Origin of the sequence: Halorubrum sp. SP3 (genome assembly GCF_005435195.1) — an archaeon.
Classification (GTDB): Archaea; Halobacteriota; Halobacteria; order Halobacteriales; family Haloferacaceae; genus Halorubrum; species Halorubrum sodomense.
The window spans coordinates 1-14386 of record NZ_SGTU01000015.1 but is presented as its reverse complement, the minus strand read 5'-3'; the positions used below and the strand labels follow the sequence as shown (position 1 = coordinate 14386).

Genomic DNA, 14386 nt, shown 5'->3' with positions numbered 1-14386 from the left:
CTCCGATGGACCCCGCTCTTATCGCGCTCTTCGTCGGCGCGGCGCTCGCCAGCCTGTTCATGGCGTGGGTGATCGGCGCCGGGTCGAGCGGCGCGACGCCGTTCGCGCCCGCCGTCGGCGCGAACGCTATCGGCACGATGCGCGCGGCCCTGCTGGTCGGCGTCTTCGGCTTCGCCGGCGCAATCGCCCAAGGCGGAAAGGTCTCCGAGGCCGTCGGCAGCGGCCTCGTCGGCGGGATCGGCCTGCCAGTCGCCGGGGTCATCCTCGTGCTCGTCCTCGGCGCGGGGCTGATGGCGGTCGGCATCACCACCGGGATCCCGATCGCGACCGCGTTCACCGTGACCGGCGCCGTCATCGGCGTCGGCCTCGCCCTCGGCGGGACGCCGGTCTGGGCGAAGTACCAACAGATCGGCGCCGTCTGGCTGTTGACGCCGTTCGTCGGCGGCGGCATCGCGTTCGGTATCGCCTCCGTCCTCCCGCGGCCCGGCGTTCCCGAGCGGTACAGCGTCCCGCCCCTCGCCGGGCTCGTCGGCGCCGTCCTCGTGAACGTCCGGTTCAGCTTCCTGGGTGACGGGCCCGAATCGGGCATGCTCCGCGGCGTCGCCCAGCACGCGCTGGGGGTCGACGGGCTCGCGCCGGCGGTCGCGATCACGGGCCTCGCGGCGCTGGCCGTCGCGACCGTCGTCCGGTGGGACGTGAGCCGCGACGAGGAGGGCGGACTGCGGCACGTCCTGCTCGCGCTCGGCTCGCTCGTCGCGTTCTCCGCGGGCGGGAGTCAGGTCGGACTGGCGGTCGGCCCGCTGCTGCCGCTGCTCGACGAGGTGGGGATGATCTCGACGACCGCCGTGCTCGTCGGCGGCGGGTTCGGGATGCTGGTCGGCTCGTGGACCGGCGCGCCGCGGATGATCAAGTCGCTGGCGCAGGACTACTCGTCGCTCGGGCCCCGCCGCTCCATCTCGGCGCTCGTCCCGTCGTTTCTGATCGCGCAGCTGGCGGTGCTGCTCGGCGTTCCCGTCTCGTTCAACGAGATCGTCGTGAGCGCCATCATCGGGAGCGGCGCGGCCGTCGGCGGCCGCGACGCGGTGGACGCCGAGAAGATCCTCACGACGGTGGGCGCGTGGGCGGGCTCGTTCGTCATCTCGTTCGCGCTCGCGTACGCCGCCGCGGCGCTCTTTTTATAAACGGACACGCCGCGGCGGCAGTTCTTTTATAAATATCCGAAGCGGTGGCGCGTGCCTCCGAGCGCCCGCAGGGCGCGAGGAGCACGCGCGAGGTCGTCGGGCTTCGCCCGACTGCCAGAGGCGCGTCGCGCCTCGCTGTCGCCGGCGCTACGCGCCGGCTGCCAGAGGGACCGAAGGTCCCTCGCTGGAGTCGGCCGACCGGAGGGAGGCCGACGAGGCTGGGGAGGCGTGAGGTGCCGTGCGGGGCGGTGCGGGGTGGGACTCAAAGGGGCAGTCACCGGCGGCTCCGCCGCCGGTTGCCCGTGGCGCGTAGCGCCACGCTGCCGGGCGGCGGGCGCAGGCGTTCACGAGAGCTGCGCTCTCGTGAGCCAATCAGAACGCGAAGCGTTCTGATGACGACGCAAGCACCGCAGGAACGAGCGCAGCGAGTGACGAGGAGCGTGGTTCGAAACGGCGGAGCCGTTTCGTCATCACGAGACGCCGGAGGCGTCTCGAACGACAGCGAGCGTGCGCCCGCCTCACGGCTGGGGCTTCGGAGGTGTTCGCCGCCGATCCACGGTCAGTTGTTTATAAGCGAACGACTCGGAAGTTAGAGGCGCTCTCCACCGATCCACAGCCAGTTATTTATAATCGAGCGACAGGAGCATCCAGAGTCCGACGAGGGCAACGCCCACCGACGGTCCGCCTGGCCCTCCGCACACGAAAACCTCTCGATAAGTTATCGGTACTCCGGCCGAGGTTACCCGAATATAGTCTTGTATAGTAACCCCAAAACCGTTATAGGCGCGAGGCAGGTAGGGGAGAGCGAGCAGAAATGTACCAGAAGCGAATTTCCGCCTTCGGAAGTCGGAGGGAGAGTCGATGGCAGGACTAGAGATACCCACGTGGGACCCGGAGACGGCCCTGCTTATCGGCGCGATCCTCCTGGAAGCGTTCGTACTGTACGTGGGCTACGGCGGCCTCGAACGGCTCGTCGGTCCCTCTCTGATGCGGCTCGTCGTCGGAGGTGACGCGAGTGCTCGGTAGCCTTCTCAGCGGGGCCGGCTTCCTGGGGACGAGCCCCGAGATGCTCGCCCTGTTCGTCGGGTTCGGCCTCGTCGTCGGCGTCCTGTTCGGGTTCTTCGGCATGGGTGGATCGTTCCTCGTCACGCCGGCCCTGCTCATGTTAGAGTACCCGGCGCCCGTCGCGGTCGGCAGCGGGATGGCGTTCGTCTTCGGAACCGCCGTCATCGCGACGCTGAAACACCACGACCTCGGGCAGGTGGACTACAAGCTCGGCGCGATCATGATCACCGGGACGACGATCGGGATCGAGGTCGGCCGCGCCAGCGTCTACTACCTCGAATCGATGGGGCTCGCCGGCGGCGTCATCAGCGTCGCCTACGTCGTCCTGCTCGGCGGCGTCGGCGCGATGGTCACCCGCGACGCCCTCAAAGGCGACGGCGAGGGCGGAATCGACCACGAGGCGACCGATAGGGACCTCGACGAGTACGAGATCCCCGAGATCGCCGAGAAAATCCAGCGGACCGTTCGCATTCCGCCGATGGTGACGCTCCGCGGCGACGTCCGCGTCTCCGCGTGGGTCATCACGGCCGTCGCCTTCGCGACCGGCGTCCTGTCCGGCTTCCTCGGCGTGGGCGGGGGCTTCATCCGGATGCCCGCGATGATCTACGCGATCGGCGTTCCGGTGCCCGTCGCGGTCGGGACCGACCTCTTCGAGATCGTCTTCTCCGGCGGGCTCGGGAGCTACCTCTACGGACAGGGTGGCGGCGTGAATCTCGGCATCGTCGCCCCACTGCTGTTCGGGAGCGCACTCGGTGCGCGCGTCGGCTCCGCCGCGACCGCCGTCGTCGACGCCGACGAGATCAAGGTGTACTTCGGCGGGATGCTGCTGGTCGGCTCCGTCGCCGTGGGCATCGGTGAAGTCGGTTCCTACCTCGGCAACGCGACGCTCGAGCTGCTCGGACTGGTGCTCGTCATCGGCGCGGCGGTCGTCGTCGCGTTCGGGGTGTTGTACGCGGCGATCACGTCGCTCCGCGTGACGCGACGGCGACGGACCTCCACCGCGGACTGACCGGTTCCCGCCCGGGCGGTTCGAGGCGGACGGACTCGCGTGCGTCAATCGAGTCCAGCGGTCGGTGGGGCCAGCAGACACCGACCCGGACAACCGACATCGGCCCCGATTCCGACGAACCGCCTCGAAGTCAAGCCCCGAGGCGCTCGCCTCGGTCATCGGTGGAGACGGTAGAAGCGGAGCACCCCCGTCTCATAGCCCCTCCTCGCCGCCCTCCTGCGTGAGGAGGACGACCATCGAGAGCCCGGAGATGAGGAGCAGGATGAGCGTGGGGACGACCGCGTACTGGTAGAACGCGTTCTGCTGCGCGCGCCAGATCTGCGTGACGATCGTGTCGAACCCGGTCGGGCGGAGCACCAGCGTGACGGGCAGTTCCTTCATCGTCGTGAGGAACACGAGCGCGGCGCCGGCGACGATGCCGGATCGCGTGAGGGGGAACGTCACGCGCCTGAACGCGCCGGTCGACGACTCGCCGAGGGTGCGCGCCGCCTCGACGAGCCGCCGGTCGATCTGGAGGATGGAGGTCCGCGTCGACCCGACCGCCTGCGGCAGGAACCGGACGACGTACGCGAAGATCAAGAGCGGGAGCGTCTGGTAGATCCACGGGGCGTACCCCGACCCGAAGTACACCAGCGCGAGCGCCAGCACGATGCCGGGGACCGCGAAGCCGACGTACGTCGCCCGCTCGAAGATCACCGCGAACGGCGAGTCGTGGTTCGCGGCGAAGTAGGCGATCGGGATCGCGGCGAGCGCGGCGGCGACGGCCGCCGCCGCGGAGACCGACACGGAGTTGAGCACCATGATCGGCTCGAACGCCAGCGAGGGGCGGCGCCCGGACTCGGCCCGGAGCAGCCACAGCCCGAGGATCCACAGGGGGACGAGCAGTGCGGTGCCGGACACCGCGGCCGGCAGCAGGGTCGCGGGCCAGCGCAGGCGGCCGAGCGACACCCGGTCGTCCGTCCGCCCCGCGTCGTCGCCGCTCGCGTTCCGGTCCGAGCGGACCGCCCACTCCAAGGCGAGCACGAGGACGACCACGACGAGCAGCTGGAGGGAGAGCAGCGCGGCGTAGTCGCTGCCGAAGGAGTTGTACTCCACGTAGATCTGCCGGGTGAACACCGGGAGCCGCATGATCGAGGGCGTCCCGAAGTCGGAGACGGCGTACAGCGCCGAGAGCAGCGCCCCGGCGGCGATCGCGGGCCGGATCGTCGGGAGCGTCACCCGGCGGAACGCCGCGAGCCGGCCGTGGTTGAGCGTCCGGGCGGCCTCGAGCATCGTCGTGTCGAACGACAGCAGCGCGGCTCGGGTGGTGAGGTAGACGTAGGGGTAGGTGTACAGCGTGATCACGAAGATCGTGCCGGAGAGGCCGTAGATGTTGGGCACCCGCTCGACGCCCAGCGGGGCGAGAATATTGTGGAACGCCCCCTGCGGGCCGAACGCGGAGACGAACGAGAACGCGCCGACGTAGCTCGGCACGACGAGCGGGAGCGCGGCCGCGACGGACCAGAAGCGGGGGAACGGGAGGTCGGTCCGGGCGGTGAGGTACGCGAGCGGCACGCCGATGAGGATCGAGGCGGCGGTGACGCCCGCCATCAGCACGAGGCTGTTGACGAGCACCTCGGCGGTGCCGGCGCTGAACACGAGGTCCATCGCCCGCTGCCGGTCGACGGCGGCCGCCCTGATCACGAGCCACGTCAGGGGGAACACGAGCGTGGCGGCGATCGCCGCACACAGCAGCGTCAGCCCGAGCGGGAGCCTGTCGTCGCCGTCGGTCAGCCGGTCGCGGATCCGGGTTCGCAGGGTCATTGTGCGGGGGAGGGAGTCGCTCTGTCCGAGCGAGGGGCCGCCCCGCGTTAGGGGTTCCGATCGCCCGGCGAGCGCACTCCGACGGATATATGAATTTAGGGCCACCTAAAAAGTTCCATGGAACTGACGCGACGCGACGCGGCGGCCGCGCTGGCCGCGATCGGCGCGACCGGCGGGGTCGCGCTCGGCGTCCGTCGGGCGACCGACGATCGGGGCGGCGGACCCGGAGACGACGAGGCCGACGCGGCGTGGGACGGCGAAGGCCCTCCCGACGACGAAGCGGTCCGCGAGGCGATGACCGCGGTGGCGCGGGTCCTCTACCCCGAAGAGGTCTCCGGGATCGGCGCGTTCGTCGACCGCTTCCTCGACGGGCGCCTCGACGGGTCGGCGCACGCCGAGGGGGTCCGCGCCGCGGTCGCCGAGGTCGAGTCGGCGGCCCGGTCGTGGTACGACGCGCCCGTCGCCGAGCTCTCGGCGGCCGAGCGCGACGACCTGCTGCGCGGGCTCGGCGCCGACACGGCCGAGGAGGACCCCGGGGGGACGGCCGCGGAGCGCGTCCGCTTCTTCGTCGTGAACGAGCTGCTGCTCGCGCTGTACTCGTCGCCGGCTGGCGGCGAGCTCGTCGGGATCGAGAACCCGCAGGGGTACGCCGGCGGCGCGGAGAGCTACCAGGAGGGGCCGCGATGAGCGGTGCGGAGAGCGTCGGGAACGAGCGGGCGGGAGACGGCGACGTCGACCGGACGCCCGTCCCCGACGCGGACGTCTGTATCGTGGGCGCCGGTCCCGCGGGCGCGCTCGTCGCCGACCGGCTCGCGGGCGACCGCGAGGTGGTGGTGCTCGACGCGGGGCCGCGGTTCGACCCGGCCGACCGCCTCGCGAGACAGGAGCGGGCGATCCGCCCGTTCTACGGCCGGCCGGACGTGTGGGGCGTCGGCGGCGCGCGCGACGCCCACGAGAACGCCGGCGACTGGTTCTACCCGCTCAACCACGCTCGCGTGAAGGGGATCGGCGGGTCGACGCTCCACTGGCAGGGGATGGTGATGCGGCTCCACGAGGACGACTTCAACTCCAGCACGGAGCGCGGCGTCGGCCCGGACTGGCCCGTCGACTACGCCGACCTCCGCCCCTACTACGCCGAGGCGGAGAAGGAGCTGGGCGTCGCGGGCGCCTCCGACAACCCCTACGCGCCGCCGCGCGAGGAGCCGCACCCGATGCCGGCGTTCGAGCCCTCCTACAGCGACTCGCTGTTCGCCGAGGCCTGCGAGGAGCTTGGGATCGACATGCACTCCGTGCCGAACGCGCGCAACTCCGAGCCGTACGACGACCGGTCGCCCTGCGTCGGCTACGGCACCTGCCAGCCGGTCTGCCCGAGCGGCGCGAAGTACGACGCGACGGTCCACGTCGAGCGCGCGGAGGAGAGGGGCGCGACGGTCGTCGACCGCGCCCCGGTCGAGCGGCTCGAACACGACGGCGACGACCGGGTGACGGCCGCCGTCTACGCGACGCCGGACGGGGAGCGGCACCGGCAGGCGGCGGACGCGTTCGTCGTCGCCGCCGGGGGCGTGGAGACGCCGCGGCTCCTCCTTTTGTCCGACTCCGACCGCTACCCCGACGGGCTCGCGAACGGGAGCGGCCACGTCGGCGAGTTCTTCATGGACCACCTGTTCGCGGGCGCGGGCGGCACGCTCGACGAGCCGACCAGACAGAACCACGTCGGCTTCTACACGAGCGCCTGCGACCAGTTCTACGACGAGGCCGACGAGTCGCAGGCGCCGTTCAAGCTGGAGTTCTTCAACTACGCCGGCCCCTCGCCGGTGGAGTCGGCCCTGACCGGCGATGACTGGGGCGACCCGCTCTTAGAGCGGCTCCGCGACGGCTACGGGAACCACGTCGCGATGGGCGGACTCGTCGAGCAGGCGCCGCGGGCCGACAGCCGGATCACCCTCGCCGACGACCGCACCGACGACCGCGGCAACCCCGTGCCGCAGATGGAGTGGACCGTCGGCAAGCGCGCGCTCGACACCATCGAGCGCGCGAACGAGATCCAGGTCGAAATCTTAGAGGAGCTCGGCGCCGACGTCGAGTGGGTCGCCGGCCCGGAGGCGACGGGCCCCGCCTACCACCACATGGGGACCACGCGGATGAGCGACGACCCCGATTCGGGCGTCGTCGACGCGGACTGCCGGACCCACGACCTCGACAACTGCTGGATCGCCTCCAGCTCCGTCTTCCCCACGAGCGGCGCGATGAACCCGACGCTCACCATCGCCGCGCTCGCGCTCCGCGTCGCCGACGACGTGGAGGCCCGGCTCTCGGGGATGTGAGTCCCGGCCACCGTTGTTTTAGGTGAACCTAAAAATTCAAGTGCGTGCGAACGGAGAGACGGGTAATGAGCGACTCAGCACACGCGACGAACGGCTCCGCGAGCTCGATCGAGACGGATCCGGCCGACGAGACGGGCTCGCACGACGGGACGGACGCGACCGACGGCGCGGACGCGGCCCCGAGCGAGGAGACGGACGCCGCCGTCGGCGCCGCGGGCGGCGACGGGTTCACGTTCGACGACCTCAGCGTCGTGATGGGGACGTACAACGAGGAGGAGGCGATCGGAACCGTCCTCGACGACATCGACGAGGTCACCGACGGGAAGGCCGAGGTCGTCTGCGTCGACGGTTCCGCGGACCGAACGCCGGAGATCGCCCGCGGACACGGCGCGACCGTCGTCGAGCAGGAGCCGCAGGGGTACGGCGTCGCCGTGCGCGAGGCGATCCTGACGCCCGACCGCCCGGTCGTCGTCACGACCGACTGCGACGACACCTACCCGATGGAGGCGCTGCCGGAGTTCCTCGCGGAGGTCAACGACGGCGCCGACGTGGTGAGCGGCGACCGGCTCTACCACGGCGCGGCGGCGATGCCGGCGTTCAACCGCTTCGGTAACCACGCGTTCGCGGCGCTCGCGAGCCTGCTGATGGGCGAGCGCGTCCACGACACCACCACGGGGATGCGCGCGTACCGCCGCGACGTGGTCGAGGAGATCGGTTGGACCGAGAACACCGGCCTCTCCGCCGAACTGCTGATCCGTCCGCTGGTGCGCGGCTACGACGTGCGCGAGCGCCCGATCCGCTACGCCGAGCGCCTCGGCGAGACGAAGCTGGACCCGATCGGCGGCGGCGCGGCCATCGCGAAGTCGATCGTCACCGTCTGTCTCGAAGAACAACTGCGGCGCTTCTGAGGGCGCTTCGCCCTCGACGCCGTCGTCGGACAGCGGTCCGGAGGTACACTGTGGGCACAGTGGACCGCCGCCGGCGACGTTTTCTACGACCCCGAGCGACGGCTCCATCCATCGTCATCGACCGCAACTGTGCGGTGGCGCGTGCCTGCGAGCGGCCGGAGCGAAGCGGAGGCCGCGAGGAGCACGCGCGAGGGAGTCGGTCGCCGAGCGAAGCGAGGGCGACCGACGAGGCTGGGGAGGTGTGAGGTGCGGTCGCTGTGCGGTGCGGGGTGGGACTCAAAGGGGCAGTCGCGAGGCCGCAGTAGGCGTTCACGAGAGCTGCGCTCTCGTGAGCCAATCAGAACGCTCCGCGTTCTGATGACGACGTAAGCACCGCAGGGAGCGAACGAAGTGAGCGACCGAGGAGCGTGGTTCGAGAGAGCGAAGCTCTCTCGTCATCCCGAAAATCTCCGATTTTCGGGCGACAACGAGCGTACCGCGGCCTCGCGACTGGGGCTTTGGAGGCGTACTCCGCTGTTCGAGAACTAGTTATGTACAGCCGAGCGACTGGGGCTTTGGAGGTGGCCGCCGCAGAAACGTCGATCACGTATTGCCGAGCGGCTGGGGCGTTGGAGCCGGTCGCCGCTGATCCGTAGTCAGCGTATTAGTCGCTCGCGTCAGCCTCCGTCTCGAAAACGACCCACTCGGGGTGAGTCTGGGGCTCGTCGGGGAGGTACGTCCCCTCGTTGCCGCACTCCGTGACGAGCCGACAGGTCGAGCGCTCGGGCGGCCAGACGGCCTCGACGCGCTCGCCGCCGGCGCCCGCTTCGTCGCCGCCCGACACCCGCACCGTCACCTCCTGCCGGTAGGTGTACGTCGCGCCCGCGGGGTCGACGAGCGTCACCGTCACGGCGATCACGTCGCCGTCGGGGTCGAACGGGACCGGCTCGCTCGCGTTCCCGGCGGCCGCGCGCTCCGCGCCGGGCAGCCGGGCTCCCGCCGGCGTCACCGCCCAGTCGACCGCGAGCGACTCGCCGGGGTCCGACACGGTGTAGGAGACGTGGTCCGGACCGCCCGGGGCGCCCCGGCGCGGGTCGACGCGGACCTGCGCGCGGGCGACGCGGTCGGGGACGCCGACGGTCGTCTCGGCGTCGATCCGTCCCCCGGACCGCCGGTCTAGCGGCTCCAGCTTGGGGACGACGTGCGCCTCCGGGTTCGGGGTCCAGACGCCGTGGTAGCCGTAGCGGTACAGCGTCCGGTCGGGGTAGGCGTCCAACACGGCGAAGTTCTCCACCGGGTCGCGTTCGAGCGCGTACACGACGTCGCCGTCGAGCCCGGGCCCGTTCCGGAGATACTGGAACGGGTGGCTCTGCCACTCGCCGTACGGCGTGGGGACGAACACCAGCCCGTCCTCGAAGGTCGTCTCGTCGAACGGCGCGTACGCGATCTCGTGTTTCTCGTCGACCGCGGCGTTGCGCTCGATCGGGCCGGAGGCGGCGTCCACGGCGGCGACGCCCGCGACGGCGACCGCGCTCGCGACGACGACGGCGAGCGCGACGCGTGTGACCGCGGGCGAGACGCCGCGGACCGCGAGCCGCTCTCGGCCCGCGGCGAGCGCGCGCCACCCGACGGCGACCCCCAGCCCGCCGAACACCGCCAGCGGGACGAGCAGGTCGAAGTGGTAGAACGGGCCGAACAGCGACGCGAGCCCGTCGGTCGGGTCCGAGAGGTCCGCGAGCGCGTTGTGGGTCCCCCAGAAGTACAGGTTCCCGACGACGACGGAGCCCGCGACGCCGGCGAGCAGCGCGGCCGCGGTCCGACGGAAGGCGGGGGAGTCGGAGGGGGCGGACGCTCCCGACGCCCCCTCGGTCTCGCCGCCGTCTGCGACCCGTGCGACGCCGGCCGACGCCCCGCCGAGGAGGCCGCAGGGGTCGCCGGCCGCGCGCCACCCCCAGAGCGCGGCCGCGACGCCGGCGAGCGCCAGCGCGGTGCCGAGCGGGCCGGCGACGAACCACCGGGTCGCGATCTCTGCGAGCGCGTAGCCGTTCGACTCCAGCGCCAGTTCGAGCGTGTAGTCGACCGAGTGGCCGAGGATGCGCCGCTCGCCGAAGCCGGGGCCGTCCATCGGTGCGAACTCCTGGTACGGGAACACGAGCGGCGAGCCCGTCATCCGGGCGTTGTACGCGAGCGTGACCCCGACGAACAGGGTGCCGAACAGCGCCGTCAGCCCCTGACGACGGATCGGGCCGGGGAGCTCGCGGGAGCCGCCGACCGAGAGCGCGCGGCGGCCGAGGGCCGCGAACGCGCGCGGCGTCGACCGATCCGTCTCGGCGCCGAAGCGGCGGACCGCCGCCCCTACCCGCCACGCCGCGTGGGCGATGAACGGCGCGGCGAACAGCACCGCGGTGTACGGCCGCGAGAAGAACGCGATCCCGATCGCGACGCCAGCGACGCCGGCGGCCGCGAGCGACCGGTCGCGGACGCCTCGGAGGTACGCGACCGCGAAGATCAGGTTGAAGAACGTCGTGGGCGCGTACGGGAGGAACGCCGACGACGTGGCGATCGCCATCGGTGACGCCGCGAACAGGACGCTCGCGGCGAGCCCCGCCCGCCGCCCGAACGTCTGCGAGCCGAGCAGGTACACCAGGGCGGCGTTGCCCGCGGCGACCGCCGCGAGCGTCACGCGCGGCTCGTCGAACAGCCACATCGAGACCGCGAACGTCGCCGCCGGGACGGGATTGTACTTCGGGTAGAGCCGGCCGCCGTCCTCGATGAAGAACCACGGGTGGACGGCGTCCGCGAGCGGACCGGCGTGGAACTCCAGCTGGCCGCCGAGGAGGAGCGCGGCCTGCGTGAGGTAGACGCCCTCGTCGTGGTTCGCGGAGTGGTGTGAGAAGACGGTGACGGCGATCGCGAACGTCAGGGCGCCGGCCGCGGCGGCGACCAGCGCGGCCGCGACCGTCACGCGGTCGGCGCGGGCGAGCCGCTTCCGGAGCCGGGCCGCGAGTCGGCGGGGACGGACGGCGGGTGGGAGAACTGGCACGAACGGTTATGATGTAGGCGCGGTGTGGTGGCGGTGAGACGATGCGATCAGCGCGGCGCGGGCGGCCTCAGATCTGGACGCCGGCGTCGCGCATGAGGTCGATCGTCGGTTCGAGGTTCGACAGCTGCGTCAGGTCGATGTCCGGGACGTCGAGCTCGTCGATCGGCGGGAGGTTGCCGATCGGGTCGACCTCGGGGATCAGCGGGTACTCGAAGGTGGAGCGCGCGAAGTAGTCCTGCGCCTCGGCCGACAGCAGGTGGCGGACGAAGTTCGCCGCGAGGTCGGCGTCGGACGCGGTGTCGACGACCGCGGCGCCCGCGACGTTGAACACGGCGCCCGCGTCGCCCTCGGTGAACGAGGTGGCGATCGGCGCCTCCGGGTTCCCGTCGAGCACGCGCTGGATGTAGTAGTGGTTCGTGAACGCGGCGTCGATCTCGCCGTCGGCGATCGCCTGACAGGTGACGAACTCGTCGGGGTACGTCGAGGCGCCGCGCTCGACCATCGCCTCGAGCCAGTCGCGGGTGGCCTCCTCGCCCTCGAGGATGCGCATCGCGGTGATGAACGCCTGCGCGGAGCCGTACGACGGCGCCCAGCCCAGGTCGCCCTCGAACTCCTCGGGGTACGCCATGATGTCGTCGGGCATCTCGCTCTCGGAGTACTCGTCGGTGTTGTACGGGACCGTCCGGGCGCGTCCGGAGGTGCCGACCCACTGCTCGGTCCGGAACTCCTCGCGCACCTTGTCGGTCACCTCAGACGGGAGCGCCTGGGTGCGCCCCTCGTCCGCGAGCGCGCCGAGCGCGCCGGAGTTGACCGAGTAGAACACGTCCGCGGGGGACCCCTCGCCCTCGTTCACGATCTGGTTCACGAGGTCGGTCGAGCCGCCGTACCGCACGGTGAGGTCGAGGCCGTCGTACAGGTCGTCGATGTAGCCGACGAGCTCGCCGACGAGGAACTCGCCGCGGCCGGAGTAGACGGTGAGCTCGCCCTCAAGCGCCGGCATCTCCGCCATCGGCGTCCCGCCCGGGAGCCCGCGCCCCGCTCGGCCGGAGCCGATCTGACCGATCGACGACTGCGCGCCGTCGTCGGTTCCGCCGCCCGTACAGCCCGCGAGTCCGACCGCGCCGACCGCGCCGGCGCTCGCGAGGAACCGTCTGCGATTCACCTTCGTCCCGGTGTGATCGTGGTTCGTCATGTGTTTTAGGCTTACCTAAATACTTTTAGTCGTGTCGGTTCAGTCGTCCGCGACCGCCGGCGTCCGGCGGATCGCGTCGAGACAGTCGAGCCAGTCGCGCATGTGTTCGCCGACGTGCGCGAAGAACGCGCCGTTCCGGTACTCGTCGAACTCCCCGTCCGCGAGCCGGTCGGCCATCGCGTCGTAGACCGCCGCGTAACCGTCGGCGTCGGCGCCGGCGTCGTCGATCAGCTCCCAGAGGTGTTCGTTGAGTTCGAGCCCGGCCACCTCGTTGTGGAGGTCGTCGAACGTCGAGCGCGGGGCCTTGTTGTGTTCACACAGCGGGCCGCCGTTGTAGATCCGCTTGCCGAGCACGTCGCAGGCGCGCTTCAGGAAGACGCCCGACCAGATGTCGTCGAAGCGGCCGACCTCCCACTCGTTGTCGTCCATCGGCAGCTGGTAGAACGCGGGGATCACCTCGCGGCGGAACGCGAGGTTCATCGAGCAGACGGTGAGGTAGTTGCCGCGCGCGGCGACGAAGTCGTCCGCGAAGTCGTCGGCGGTCGTGCGCGTCTGCGCTTGCCCTTCCAGGTCGCCGTCCATCAGGATCCGGACCGCGTCGAGGTCGGGAACGTTCGTCCACAGCCCCTGCGAGGCGACAACCTCGCCGGACTCGACCGCGACGGCGTCCGTCTCGACCGTCTCGTCCATCGCGGAGTAGGGGTACCCCCGGGGGTAGAGCCCGTGTTCGTCGGCGTTCTGATAGAGGACGTTCACCCAGTTCTCGTCGGAACTGACGGACTCGACCTCCCCGTCGAACGCGAGGTTCTCCATGTGACGCCCGAAGTAATCGGCGTCGTCGTGGGGGAGCGTGTCGTCGTCGATGAACAGGCCGTACTCGAAGGCGTCGTCGGCCCACATGTACAGCAGGCCGAAGCTCGTCTCGGCGTGGCTCGCGGCCGGGACGACGTGGCCGTACTCCGCGACCCCGTTGGCCTCGTACCACTCCTCGCGGCGGCTCCCGTCGAACACCTCGCCGGAGACGCCGAGGTCGTCGAGCATGGCGCGCATCTCGTCGGTCTCGCAGAAGTCCTCGGTGACGAGGACGAAGTGGAGCCGCGAGACGTCGAAGCCGTGTTCGCGGGCGTTCTCGACGTAGGCTCGGACGCACTCGTACTCCCGTATCGTCGGAACGATCACGCAGACGTCCGGACCGTCGCGGTCCGAGGCGGTCGGGCTCATACCCGACTGTTTTTAGGCTCACCTAAAAGTTTAGCGGTCCGCCGTCGGCCGCGTCGCCGTCGTGCCCGGTTCGCGTTCCGACTCGTCGGGTGCGTCCGCGAACGAGAGGTCGAACGCGGCCGCGACGAACCCGCCGCCCGCGAGCGTGACGGCGTTTTTCAGCGCGTGGTCGAGCGCGGCCGCGGCGAGCGCGGTCGCGGCCGGAAGCGGCGTGGTCGCGACGACGACTCCGGTGAACGCCGCCTCGTACAGCCCGATTCCGCCCTGCGAGAGCGGCAAGACCTTCGCGAGGTTCCCGGCCGAGACGGCGAGGGTGCCGACGACGAGCAGCGTCGCCGGGTCGACGCCACCCCCGAATCCGCCCGCGAGCGACGCGAGCACGAGGATCGTGGTCAGGGCGTCTACCCCCCACACGACGCCGCTCGCGAGCGACACCCGGACGAGTGCGCCCGCGGCGGCGGCGACGACGCGGACGGCGGCGCCGAACCGGACCGCGGCGTCGACGACCCGAGAGAGTCGGGGGCCGTCGGCGCGGTCGCGGAGCGCCGGACCGAACCGGCGGTCGCTCCGAGCGACCGCGACGGTGACCGCCGAGCCGAGTGCGGCCGCGAGCGCGAGCGCGGCGGCGGCCGCGACCGCTCGCCCCGACCCGTCCGGCGCC

Annotated in this window: 11 protein-coding genes; 6 read left to right on the top strand and 5 right to left on the bottom strand. The window is 71.2% G+C overall.

Annotated features, from left to right (window positions below; all coding sequences use genetic code 11):
• Positions 1-5 precede the first annotated feature (5 nt).
• The 3 genes from EXE42_RS11720 (at position 6) to EXE42_RS11715 (ending at position 3255) form a co-directional block, all read left to right on the top strand.
• Complete coding sequence (locus tag EXE42_RS11720) at positions 6-1181, top strand: inorganic phosphate transporter (protein WP_092920628.1); 1176 nt, start codon at positions 6-8, stop codon at positions 1179-1181.
• Positions 1182-2042: 861 nt separating this feature from the next.
• Complete coding sequence (locus EXE42_RS19350) at positions 2043-2207, top strand: hypothetical protein (protein ID WP_167603330.1); 165 nt, start codon at positions 2043-2045, stop codon at positions 2205-2207.
• Positions 2197-3255, top strand: a complete 1059-nt coding sequence (locus EXE42_RS11715; RefSeq protein ID WP_137693974.1) for a sulfite exporter TauE/SafE family protein — start codon at positions 2197-2199, stop codon at positions 3253-3255. Before EXE42_RS19350 ends, EXE42_RS11715 begins: the two co-directional genes overlap by 11 nt.
• 192 nt (positions 3256-3447) lie before the next feature.
• On the opposite strand, the gene EXE42_RS11710 is transcribed toward EXE42_RS11715, so the two are convergent.
• Positions 3448-5058 (bottom strand): iron ABC transporter permease, encoded by a 1611-nt coding sequence (locus EXE42_RS11710; RefSeq protein WP_092920626.1) that lies wholly within the window; start codon positions 5056-5058, stop codon positions 3448-3450.
• A gap of 117 nt (positions 5059-5175) precedes the next feature.
• On the opposite strand from EXE42_RS11710, the gene EXE42_RS11705 reads away from it, so the two are divergent.
• From EXE42_RS11705 to EXE42_RS11695, 3 genes are all read left to right on the top strand, one after another.
• Complete coding sequence (locus EXE42_RS11705; protein ID WP_137693973.1) at positions 5176-5745, top strand: gluconate 2-dehydrogenase subunit 3 family protein; 570 nt, start codon at positions 5176-5178, stop codon at positions 5743-5745.
• Positions 5742-7382 (top strand): GMC family oxidoreductase, encoded by a 1641-nt coding sequence (locus EXE42_RS11700; protein WP_137706568.1) that lies wholly within the window; start codon positions 5742-5744, stop codon positions 7380-7382. Before EXE42_RS11705 ends, EXE42_RS11700 begins: the two co-directional genes overlap by 4 nt.
• A 254-nt stretch (positions 7383-7636) precedes the next feature.
• Positions 7637-8290 (top strand): dolichyl-phosphate hexose transferase, encoded by a 654-nt coding sequence (locus EXE42_RS11695; protein ID WP_241988377.1) that lies wholly within the window; start codon positions 7637-7639, stop codon positions 8288-8290.
• 643 nt (positions 8291-8933) lie between these two features.
• Here EXE42_RS11695 and EXE42_RS11680 read toward each other — a convergent pair.
• The 4 genes from EXE42_RS11680 to EXE42_RS11665 all read right to left on the bottom strand — a co-directional run.
• Positions 8934-11312: a glycosyltransferase family 39 protein gene (locus tag EXE42_RS11680; RefSeq protein WP_137706566.1), complete on the bottom strand. Its 2379-nt coding sequence runs from the start codon at positions 11310-11312 to the stop codon at positions 8934-8936.
• Between the two features lie 67 nt (positions 11313-11379).
• Positions 11380-12504, bottom strand: a complete 1125-nt coding sequence (locus tag EXE42_RS11675; RefSeq protein WP_092920621.1) for an iron ABC transporter substrate-binding protein — start codon at positions 12502-12504, stop codon at positions 11380-11382.
• 39 nt (positions 12505-12543) lie between these two features.
• Positions 12544-13725 carry an alpha-1 4-glucan-protein synthase gene (locus EXE42_RS11670; protein ID WP_092920620.1) on the bottom strand — a complete coding sequence of 394 codons (1182 nt, stop codon included), beginning with the start codon at positions 13723-13725 and terminating at the stop codon, positions 12544-12546.
• A gap of 30 nt (positions 13726-13755) precedes the next feature.
• Positions 13756-14386, bottom strand: a 631-nt coding sequence (locus tag EXE42_RS11665; RefSeq protein WP_199240750.1) for a lysylphosphatidylglycerol synthase domain-containing protein, incomplete at its 5' end; no start/stop codon positions are given.